The 9,236-nt window shown below is 66.6% G+C and carries 12 protein-coding genes and 1 tRNA gene; all 13 read right to left on the bottom strand.

What is annotated here, in order from left to right:
* Positions 1-400 (bottom strand): transposase family protein (locus tag ACSVC7_RS32320; protein ID WP_483509141.1); only part of this gene is annotated, 400 nt, incomplete at its 3' end.
* A 26-nt stretch (positions 401-426) separates the two neighbouring features.
* Positions 427-840 carry a hypothetical protein gene (locus tag ACSVC7_RS32315; protein WP_448208674.1) on the bottom strand — a complete coding sequence of 138 codons (414 nt, stop codon included), beginning with the start codon at positions 838-840 and terminating at the stop codon, positions 427-429.
* A 10-nt stretch (positions 841-850) separates the two neighbouring features.
* Complete coding sequence (locus ACSVC7_RS32310; protein ID WP_483509139.1) at positions 851-1,285, bottom strand: hypothetical protein; 435 nt, start codon at positions 1,283-1,285, stop codon at positions 851-853.
* A 90-nt stretch (positions 1,286-1,375) separates the two neighbouring features.
* Positions 1,376-2,050, bottom strand: a complete 675-nt coding sequence (locus ACSVC7_RS32305) for a M50 family metallopeptidase (protein WP_448208676.1) — start codon at positions 2,048-2,050, stop codon at positions 1,376-1,378.
* A 68-nt stretch (positions 2,051-2,118) separates the two neighbouring features.
* The gene (locus ACSVC7_RS32300; RefSeq protein WP_448208677.1) at positions 2,119-2,436 is read right to left on the bottom strand and encodes a hypothetical protein; all 318 of its coding nucleotides are present in this window, start codon (positions 2,434-2,436) and stop codon (positions 2,119-2,121) included.
* 215 nt (positions 2,437-2,651) lie between these two features.
* A complete protein-coding gene (locus ACSVC7_RS32295) occupies positions 2,652-3,809 on the bottom strand; it encodes a glutathionylspermidine synthase family protein (RefSeq protein WP_448208678.1) in 1,158 nt (385 codons plus the stop codon).
* A gap of 546 nt (positions 3,810-4,355) precedes the next feature.
* A tRNA-Pro gene (locus ACSVC7_RS32290) sits at positions 4,356-4,433 on the bottom strand.
* Between the two features lie 23 nt (positions 4,434-4,456).
* Positions 4,457-4,708, bottom strand: coding sequence for a hypothetical protein (locus ACSVC7_RS32285; RefSeq protein ID WP_448208679.1), 252 nt, complete (start codon positions 4,706-4,708; stop codon positions 4,457-4,459).
* A 196-nt stretch (positions 4,709-4,904) separates the two neighbouring features.
* Positions 4,905-5,291 (bottom strand): hypothetical protein, encoded by a 387-nt coding sequence (locus tag ACSVC7_RS32280; protein ID WP_448208680.1) that lies wholly within the window; start codon positions 5,289-5,291, stop codon positions 4,905-4,907.
* A gap of 81 nt (positions 5,292-5,372) precedes the next feature.
* On the bottom strand, positions 5,373-5,717 hold the full coding sequence (locus ACSVC7_RS32275; RefSeq protein ID WP_448208681.1) for a hypothetical protein: 345 nt from the start codon (positions 5,715-5,717) through the stop codon (positions 5,373-5,375).
* Positions 5,717-6,757: a hypothetical protein gene (locus ACSVC7_RS32270; RefSeq protein WP_448208682.1), complete on the bottom strand. Its 1,041-nt coding sequence runs from the start codon at positions 6,755-6,757 to the stop codon at positions 5,717-5,719. The genes ACSVC7_RS32275 and ACSVC7_RS32270 overlap by 1 nt, the downstream gene beginning before the upstream one ends.
* Positions 6,758-6,881: 124 nt before the next feature.
* Positions 6,882-7,217, bottom strand: coding sequence for a hypothetical protein (locus tag ACSVC7_RS32265; RefSeq protein ID WP_448208683.1), 336 nt, complete (start codon positions 7,215-7,217; stop codon positions 6,882-6,884).
* Between the two features lie 49 nt (positions 7,218-7,266).
* The gene (locus tag ACSVC7_RS32260; RefSeq protein ID WP_448208684.1) at positions 7,267-9,099 is read right to left on the bottom strand and encodes an adenine nucleotide alpha hydrolase family protein; all 1,833 of its coding nucleotides are present in this window, start codon (positions 9,097-9,099) and stop codon (positions 7,267-7,269) included.
* Positions 9,100-9,236: the final 137 nt, after the last annotated feature.

Raw genomic sequence — 9,236 nt, 5'->3', positions numbered from 1 at the left:
GGCGCAGCGCCGTGCGGCCGATGTATTCCACCAGCCGCTTGGTCATCCGGCGGTCCGGGTCGAACGCCTCGTGCTGGTCGTAGCTGGTCCGGCCGCAGCCCCGGCAAAGGAAGCGCTGCCGCGCCCACTCGATCAGCACCCGCTTGCCATGGATGGGCGTGTCCCGGAGGCCCTGCGTCTTGGTGCCGTTGGCGACCATCGGCCCGCCGGAACAGTAAGGGCAGGCATCGAGCGCGCGTCGGCGGGCAACCCGGATCAGGTAATCGTGCGCGTCCTCTCTGGTCTCGATCACGTCCAGGCCAGGGAGGTTGAGGATATCGGACATGAGCAGCGCCGCGTCCAGGTTGTCGTTGACCGACAGCCTTCTACCAGCCCCATCCAGGAAGAGGGAGTCCGGCATTTACTCATTCTTGCGCCAAGGGCGCCTCAATGACGGGGGTGAAAACAACAGGTCTCGTGACAGGCGCAATAGACACGGCGTGCGCGCGCCAGAGATGCGCGAGCCCATTCAGCCGGCGTGATCCAGGGACCATGGCTGTAGGCCATGGATGAGCGGGCGGATCGGGCCTTGGCGCATTCACCGGAGAAGCCGTTCCGGCGCTTGGCGCCAAGGTCAAGCGCGTCGAGGAAGCGCCGCACATCGTCCAGCGTGGTGAGGCTCGCCAGCACATAGCGCTCGAAGTGCCGATCCACCAAATACCCGTCCCCTCCGACGCGTGGTTGAAGCTGTACGCGGGCGGCGACCAGGGCCGTCCGAATATCGGCTTCTCTGGCTTGCGGGTGAACCACCACATGTTCACCCCACGGTGTCGTCGTGCGCGAGAGCAGTTGGCGCATCATGCGATCCCTCCTATTCGCGCTCGGCCTGGGCGTCATGCTCAGCGAGGTAGCGGGCGGTGGTCGGTGAGACGTAGCTGGGGTGATGGCGGGTGCAGTAGCCATCCTTCGTCGCCGGCCGCGTGCATCGGCGCGCAGACAGGATGCCTGTCGCAGTGCGGTGCTCGCACTGTGACGGCGGCGCCGCCGGCAGGCTGAGGCCGTCGAACGCAGCAACGCCGTCAGCGGTGGCGTAATGGAGGCCGTTTGGCCGCTTCACGACCCATCCTCGACGGACGAGCCCGTTCAGCGTTGCCATATCGACAGGCTCCGGCGCACCGATGGGCGAGAAGTTCACTACCGAGATGCCGATGGGTTCGCCGCACTCAGCGAGCCCCAGGCGATACCTCGTCACCAGTTCGCCGAGAAGCCATCTCCCACCTGGGCTGATCGTGACTTTTCGTGCCATGGCCGAGGCCCCTTATCAACCCGTTATTCCGATATCATAATGCCATGACGTGCTCTGACCATCAACCTGATTTTCCGGAGAGCCGTTTTTTTACGGTGCGGCGGGATACCGCTCACGCCCTTCGACCTTCCACAGCACCTGCAGACCATACGCGCCCATGGCTAGCCACAGGAGGATCCAGACAAGCTGGGGCACTCCGGTCGCCGCGCTCAGGTTCCGCGCGTCGCTATGCCCGCCGAAGCCGACGAGGAGGAAGGTCGGGGAGTAGAGGCCGGCAACGAACACGTAGGCGCCAATGAACTTCAGGGCCGTGTGGGTCAGAGCCTGACTGTTCCAGCGCCAGAGGGCGATCAGAACGGCGCTCATCACCGCGCCGATGCCGAGCGTCGGCAGGTCTATCCAGCTGGCCCAGCGGATGACGGTGGCGGCGATGAGCAAGGCCAGGGCGGCGGCCCAGCGCGGCGACACCTTGTCGGCGTTGGTAGCCGCCGCCAAGTAGAGCAGGCCTCCGAACAGAAAGGTTGAGGCATAGCCGGCCAGGCTGATGAGGACCGGCCAGCCGCCCGACCACAGTACGGCTCCCGAGCCCAGAAGATGCAGCTCCAGCCGCTCGACACGCCCGCCGGTCAACAGGGTGAACACGGCGTGGCCGAGTTCATGGAAGTAGGTCTCGTACCACTCGAACGGCGCGCGTAGGATCGGAATATTCGAGACGAGCCAAGCCGTGGCAAGGTGCCCGAGCAGATGGATCTGACGGCGGGTCATGGTCGTCGCGAATGGGGAGGCGTTGCGCTGCGGGCTGATCGGCGTTCTGCCATTGACCAACTCCTTCGCTATGCGCAGTTGTGCGTGCTGTCGGCGTGACCGGGCTTGGAAGCAGCGTCGTCACTCCATACGGCTTCTGCACGCTCCCAGGCATAAGACCAAGCCACACGGACGACGATGTGAGGCAGGCAGAACAGCAGGCCAACACCAAACATCAGGAAATCCCGGTGTACTCCGCTCCACACGGCGAAGAGGGCGCCGGCCGCGGTGACCGGTGACAGCATGACCGTGATCGACGTCAGGGTGATGGTCCACGACTTCCAACGGTCATGCTCCGCCTGCTTCCGCTTGTCCGTAGCGCTTGCCTCTTCCCATTGCTGTCTCATTGATTCTGCCCCTTTATCTATCGCCCTTCTGCGGCAATCCAGTCCGGTGGCAAGCCGTCCCGCCACTCCTCTATGGTCGCCGGTGCGGCCGCCTCACCCTCTAGAGGCGGAGACACCGGGCGGTGTCGACAGCGATCAAGTTTGGGGTTGTACTGTACCTTGTATTCCGCGCTCAAATCGGTGACGTCAATCCATCCCATGGCGTCCGTATCTCTTCAAACTAAGCGGTGCGGAACGATCCGCGAGTTTCCGGTGATGATCGGGCGTTCGTCCTCGCGGACGATCATACCGCAAGCGGTATCGCCGACCACCCATGAGCCGATCACGGCATACTGCCCGTCAAGCTGCGGAAGGCGAACGGCACGCTGGTGAATGTTCGGCTGCGCACGATAGGTTCCGGCCGTGCTGACTATATTCCCGCCGACGCTCAGCGCGATGTTTTCGCCCTCGCGTCCCATGATGGGTTTGGTCACCCAATCGCCGGACCAATCATGGCGCTCGTCGTCGTAACACGCCTCCAGCAGGTGCTGATGGCCGGGAAACAGGCGCCACAGAACGGGGAGGATCGCCTTGTTGGAAAGGATGACTTTCCAAGCTGGCTCGACCACTCCCACGGCGTCGTTCAGCAGGTAAGGCCCAAACCGTTCCGTGATCATCCATTCCCACGGGTACAGCTTGAACAGATAGGCGATTTCCCGATCCGCCTGATCGACGAGCCGGCGGCGCTCCGGGCTCCACGCGATCCGCTCTATGTCGATGTAGGAGATCGTGGCGCCGGCTTGGTGCGCGATGTCCATCATGTATTCGGTTGTGCGGACGTCTTCTTCCGATCCTCCCCACGCTGCCATGTGCAACAGGGCGCCGGGCCGGATGTGCGGGACGATTAGCCTCCACTGTTCGATCAATCTCTCGTGAATGCTGTTGAATTGATCGGCGTCTGGGTAGACGTCCTTCAACCAGAACCATTGAACGACTGAACTTTCGATCAGGGTCGTCGGGGTGTCCGCATTGTATTCGAGCAGCTTGACTGCGCCTGCTTCCGGGTCGAACGCCAGGTCCATGCGACCGTAGACGTGCGGATCGCGCCGCGCCCAACTCGCGCCGATGTAGGGCCATGCGCGTTCGGGAAGGCCGAAGCGCGGCCAAAGGTCGGGCGTGCGAACGACGTGGGCGACGGCCTCCATGCACATCGCATGAAGGTCGTTGGTCGCGGACTCGATGCGGTCAACCTCTTCCGCAGTGAACTCATAGGCCACCGACTCATCCCACCGGGCTCCATCATCCCCGAGGTGTCCGGCACTGTGATAGGTGAAGCCGACGCGCTCCGCTTTGGCCGTCCAATCCGAGCGGGGAACGGAGAGCATTCGTTTCATGAGGCACTCCCGGCATGAACCGCCGCCGTTGTGCCGAAGCCGCCCGTTGTCACCGCATGTGCCGCAGGGGCGGAAGCATGCGGTCCTGCCACAACGCCCGATCCCGCTGTGGCAGCGCCTCGTGTCGAGTTTGCTTCGGCCGTTGCGTGAGACGACGATCCGTTTGTGCCGCCGGAATACCAGAACCACGAGCCGTGGCTTCCGCCGCCGGTAACGCCGCCGGCCCGACAGTCCCCGCCAGCCCCACGCGCACAGTCCTGTGCGGCGATCGGGGCCGGCTGCGCAATCGGTTTTGGCGGTGGTGGCGTAGCGTTGTCGCAACCGACCATGGATGTGCCACTCAGGACCAGCAAGACTGTGGTGCTCATGCGCATGAAGCCATCCTATCGATGATGCACTTCGATCGTCCGATCGCGTTGTCCGCCAGGACGTTTGTGCTGCGCGAACTAGGCCGCAAGCAGTTCGCACACGCTCGACCTTTTACAGCTGTGAGCCCCACCCGTTGGTCAGGTAAGGGGCTACGGCAGGGAGCAAATAGTTTTCTGATGGTCGGGGAGCCCGGATTCGAACCGGGGGCCTCCAGTACCCAAAACTGGCGCGCTGACCAGACTGCGCTACACCCCGATGATTTGAAGCAAAATAGCGCATCATGCGCTATCCTCAAAGCCGTATTTCTCTATGAGCCACGCAATTTTCAGCGTCTGATCAGTGACCCGCGAGCGCTGGGCCTGCTCATAGACCATGCGCTCCACCGTGGAGCGGCTGAGGCACAGAACGGGTGCGGCCTGATGGGCAGTGAGCAGGTTCATCCGCTGCATCCATCCACGGAGCCATTCGCGTCGCTCACCGTCATCCAGGCGTAAAAGATTGGAGAGGGAAATGTCAGGTGGACGGGTCACGGAGCGGCTCCCGGACGACGCCCCAACCGTGGCGTTCGTCTAATCAACGGCACAAAGCGCGTCGATCTAATGGAAGCTGCCATAGCACAGCTGGCGCTCCGCTGGCGAGAACTTCACTCGGACGGTCCGATCTGCACGCCGCGCCGGACGGCGCAATGGCACGGCGCTCCGCCTCGAAAACCAGCCAGGTTGCCGTTCACGGCCCGCGCAGCGGCAGCGACGGCCACGAGAAGCGGTTGCCAGTGGAGCCGGGCTGGCGGGCGGCCTGCATCTGTGGAGCCGCGGCAAGCGTCTCGACGAAGCGGCGGACCGACATGGGCGGGCGGTCAAGCTTGGTCCAGGATCGGCAGTGCAAGCCGTGGGCGATCACCGCTTGCCGGCCTTCCTCGTAGCGCTGTTGGGCGAGCGCCGTGGCTCCGGGGGTGTCGAGGCGGATACGCCGGGGTGGCGTCTGGAGCTGATACTCGGACAGCCGGGTCTCTAGGTTGTCGGCGTCGAAGGGCCGACCCGCCAGGGCGTCGAATACGCCGAGGCGGAAGGCCGGGTGCCGCACGATGGCGAACAGGGCGGTGCGAGCGGACATGGTGTCGGGTTGCGATGTTGGGCAGGGATTGTGTGGCTGGTCGGACCTCTGCTCCGCCTCTCAGCCGCCCGTTCCGCGGCTTCAGACCAGAGCCAACGCCTTCCGATGACGGTCGTCTTCGCTCATCAAGATTCGGCGCTGGAACCGCTCGCGGGTGATCGGGTCCTTCAGCAGTGTGGCGGCGCGCTCCAGCCAGTCATCTGTTTCAGCCGGATCGGGCGGTGGCGCGCTTACCAGTCCCACATCCGCCGCCGACTCCTCCGCGACAAGCCGTTCCATGATCCATTTCCGCAGGATCGGACCACGCACATCCGTGCCTGATTTCCGGTCCGCCGGATCAATCCCGCTGACCCGGTCGATGCGGTCAAACGCGCCATCGGGGAGGCGCACTTTCATGATGTCAGTGTACCGGGACGGCTTGGTCATCAGGGGATCTCGAAAGGCTGAATGGTGCAGGCCGGTGTCGCACGCTTCGGACGGGCGATCAACGGGATGCGGTGATCTTCGAGCGCGTTCACCAGCAGCTCCACCCCGTCGCGCGCGCCGGCGTTCCGGGGGCGCACGGTGATCCGGGCGAGCACGCGCGTCCGGCCGTCGCGGTCCTCGAGCAGGCTCGCAACGGCGCCATGCGGACTGCGGTGGAGGACGGCGCCGTGCGGCCGCCGCAGGATCGGCAGAGCCCGCGCAAGCCCCTCGGCAATCCCGGTGCGGTCGCAAGGGAGCGTGAGGTGCGGCAGCGGCGCCCCACCGTGGTCGCGCCACCACCAGCCGTGCCAGTCAGAGTCCCGTTCCAACCGGTCCCTGGCCGGTGCTATCCAGCGCTTGCGCGTGTCACCGTCGCCGCCGGTTCTCCAGACCATCCACGTGTAGGCGGTGGCCGTCGAAATCTCAGGATCGAGACGCCCGAGCACCATGTTGACCCGCTCGACGTACACCGCCTCCAGGTCCGGCCGGGTGTCGCGGAACAGCCGCTCAAACCGGCCGATGCTTTCCGAGAAGGCGTGCCGCACCAGCACCGCGACGCCACGTCGGGCGAAGCGCCGTGCGTGCTGGATAAAGGCCTCCGCGCGTTTGAAGGGCGGGTTGGTGATGACCCAGTCGATCTCCCGGTCCGGTTCCCAGGCGAGGAAATCCCCGATGCGCACTGGACGGCCGTCGATCCCGGCCAGCCCGTAGTCGGCGATGTCCGCCGTCAGCACCGTTGGCGCGTACTCACACAGCGTCCGGGCCATGTCGCCGCCCCCACAGGCCGGTTCCAGCACGACCGACCCGGCCAGATCGTCGGCCAGATACTGCTCGACGAACGCGCGCACGGCCCATGGAGCGGTCGGGAGGAAATCCAATGCGTGCGGGCTGGACCGGCGCTGCTCACGGACCGCCGTGTTGTAGACGAGCTTCGGTGGCGGGCTGCGCTTGGGCAGGTCGACCGGCGTGCCGTCGCCGAGGGAGAGGGCGAGCTGCGGCATGGGGATCCTCACGGAGTGCGGTTGGCGTCAAAACGGGACCGCCCCCGTTCGGCGTGGCAGGCCGTTGCCGGATGGAGCGGTGCCGGCGGCAGGGCAGGGGAGGGAGGCTGTGCGGCGGCTCGCATCAGGCGATCTCCTCCGGCGCGGAGGTGAGCGCCGGCGAGCCGACGGCGCGGCGGGCCAGGGTCAGGAGGTCGCGCGAGACGATGCCGTTCCAAGCGTAGGCCCCATTCGGGGTCGGGCGCACCGTGGCGCGGTGATGGCCGGCGAGCAGCACCGTCCACTCCCGGACGGTTTCGCGCACCAGCGCCTCCGCCATCCGCCCCCGCTCCATCGCGCGGACGAGTTCGTGCGGGCGGGCCGGGCGGTTGCGGCTGATGTGGCGCGCGACGACGGCCAGGAGGCCCTTGTCTGTGGCGACGGTCAGGCGGTAGCGCGGGTTGTCGGGCGACGGCTTCATGTTCGGGTGCCTCGCTGGCCGGTCGGGTGGGGTGTGGGGCGGGCCGTGGTCATGCCGCCTGGGGCAGGAAGAGGTCCAGCTGTTCCAGCGGCTGCGGCCGGCTCCGGATCGGCAGCACGTCCAGCTGCGGCACTGCAGAGGCTTCGCCGGGCAGGTGGGGCACCGCCGCGGCGTACAGCTCCTCGTTGGAGCGCTCGTACCAGCCGGCCCAGCGCAGCGCCTGCCGGGCCTGGAAGGTCGTATGGATGCGCGCGCGTCCCTGCGGCGACAGCGTCACCGCGCCGAGCGACAGGTGGAAATCAACGGTGCGCTCGATGCCGGTTGGTCCCGGCTCACGGTATTCGCGGCGCAGATCGTCGGGGTAGAGCAGTTCCAGCACCAGGGCCGCCGCTTCTTCATCCACGTCGAACAGCGGTGTTTCGCCGGCGAAGATGGTGCGCCCGTCCTTGGTGGCGTGCCGTTCGTCGTCGCCGTAGCAAAGGTCGCCGAAGGCCCCGACCATCGGGCTGGCGAGGCCGGGGAACTCGTGCGGCGCCGGCCCGGTGAACTCCAGCCAGCGGGGCGCCGGCATGGGCGTGCGCTCCACCGCCACGGGCGCCGGGATCGGGAAGGACGCGTCCTCCGTCCACACGCGGTGGGCCATCTCGAGAACCTCGAAGGGGCGGCGCGCGCGGCCCATGACGGCGAGGTACCAGTCCAGCGCCACCAGCTCGCGGTCGGGCAGGATGCGGAACTGCGGGTGCCGCATGGTGTCGAGATAGCTCTGGTCCGGCGTGACGCCGTTGCGCAGGCACGCCGCAACGTAGGGATCGGCGGTCGGCAGGCGGCCGGCGCGCAGGGCGGCGTCGAAGCGCCGCGCCCGTTCCGCCTCGTCGCGGTCGGCGGTCAGGTGCGCGCCGATCAGCTGCATCAGGGTTTCGTGGTTGAAGCTGTCGGGGGCGATCCGGACGAAGGAGCGGTCGCCCACGCGGCGGATCGTCCGCGTCAGCCAGCAGCGCCGGTTCCAATCCCACCGGATGGAGGCGACGAAGTTGCGGATGTCGGAGAGCGGGCGCAGGTAGGCGTGCCGCGGGTCCCGGATCATGGCGTCGAGGCTGCGGTCGTCGCCAACGGCCTGACACGTCACGCAGCCCGAACGCGCCCCGCATCCCGTCCGCTTCGCGTCCAGATTGGAGACGATGGGGCACTCGTTGCCGCCCATCTCCCGGTACAGCTGGACGAGGTCCGTGAAGTCCGGGCGCCACACCGGGTAAGCGGTGCCGTCCGTCCCGGCCAGGGCCAGGACCTCCCAGACGTCATCCTCGGTCATGCTGGCCAGGGGTGCGGCCACACGGCGGCCGTCGTCGGTTTCGCGGATGTGTTCGCCCTCGCCGCGGCTGTCCATCCGGGCGGCCCGAGCCGCCGACTCATCCCGCCGCGTACCGATCAGCACCAACGGGCCGTTCGTGCGGGCCAGACGCTGCCGCAGTTCCACCGAGCGGGCGTCCGTGCGCCCAGCCAGTTCGCGGGCCATGGCCGGGAGAAGCGCGCGCATGGCGCGGCCGGCGGGCTCCACCTTCCACGACACCGAGCACTTCATGGCGCTTCCGGGGTAGCACGGTAGGGTTGATCCGGAAAGAAGCTTCACCGCGTAGACGGACTGGAGCGGCGGCGTGTAGGTCGCCGCGCGCACGTCGAAGCCGGTCGCTTTCCCCCAAGAGGTAAGGTCATCCAGCAGCCGCAGCGCCAGACGCGCCACCGCCGGATTGTCGACGCCGGTCAGGCCGGTCTGGAACACCACCCGCGCCGGTACCGTGTCGGGTTCATCGGCCGCTAGCCGGCGCAACCCCTCAAGCACCAGCGTCCCGAGGCCCGAGCTGTCCTTTCCGCCGCTGAGGCCCACGCAGACAACGGGCTCGCTGCGCAGAAAGGTCTGGTGTGGGCGGAGAATGATCTTTCATACCGATCCTCTCGTATCGTATTCACGCCACAAGGGCCGATGAGAATGACTTTTAGAAAGTATCATACCGCTGCCTGCGG

It is taken from the genome of Azospirillum mesophilum (assembly GCF_053470405.2).
The sequence above is the reverse complement of the archived record's forward strand: the minus strand, read 5'-3'. Positions and strand labels throughout refer to the sequence as shown.

Bases quoted from the DNA above. Each gene is read 5' to 3' on its own strand.
- ACSVC7_RS32315 (WP_448208674.1), bottom strand. From the start codon at position 840: ATGATGCGCCAACTGCTCTCGCGCACGACGACACCGTGGGGTGAACAT.
- ACSVC7_RS32310 (WP_483509139.1), bottom strand. From the start codon at position 1,285: ATGGCACGAAAAGTCACGATCAGCCCAGGTGGGAGATGGCTTCTCGGC.
- ACSVC7_RS32305 (WP_448208676.1), bottom strand. From the start codon at position 2,050: ATGACCCGCCGTCAGATCCATCTGCTCGGGCACCTTGCCACGGCTTGG.
- ACSVC7_RS32300 (WP_448208677.1), bottom strand. From the start codon at position 2,436: ATGAGACAGCAATGGGAAGAGGCAAGCGCTACGGACAAGCGGAAGCAG.
- ACSVC7_RS32295 (WP_448208678.1), bottom strand. From the start codon at position 3,809: ATGAAACGAATGCTCTCCGTTCCCCGCTCGGATTGGACGGCCAAAGCG.
- ACSVC7_RS32280 (WP_448208680.1), bottom strand. From the start codon at position 5,291: ATGTCCGCTCGCACCGCCCTGTTCGCCATCGTGCGGCACCCGGCCTTC.
- ACSVC7_RS32275 (WP_448208681.1), bottom strand. From the start codon at position 5,717: ATGACCAAGCCGTCCCGGTACACTGACATCATGAAAGTGCGCCTCCCC.
- ACSVC7_RS32270 (WP_448208682.1), bottom strand. From the start codon at position 6,757: ATGCCGCAGCTCGCCCTCTCCCTCGGCGACGGCACGCCGGTCGACCTG.
- ACSVC7_RS32265 (WP_448208683.1), bottom strand. From the start codon at position 7,217: ATGAAGCCGTCGCCCGACAACCCGCGCTACCGCCTGACCGTCGCCACA.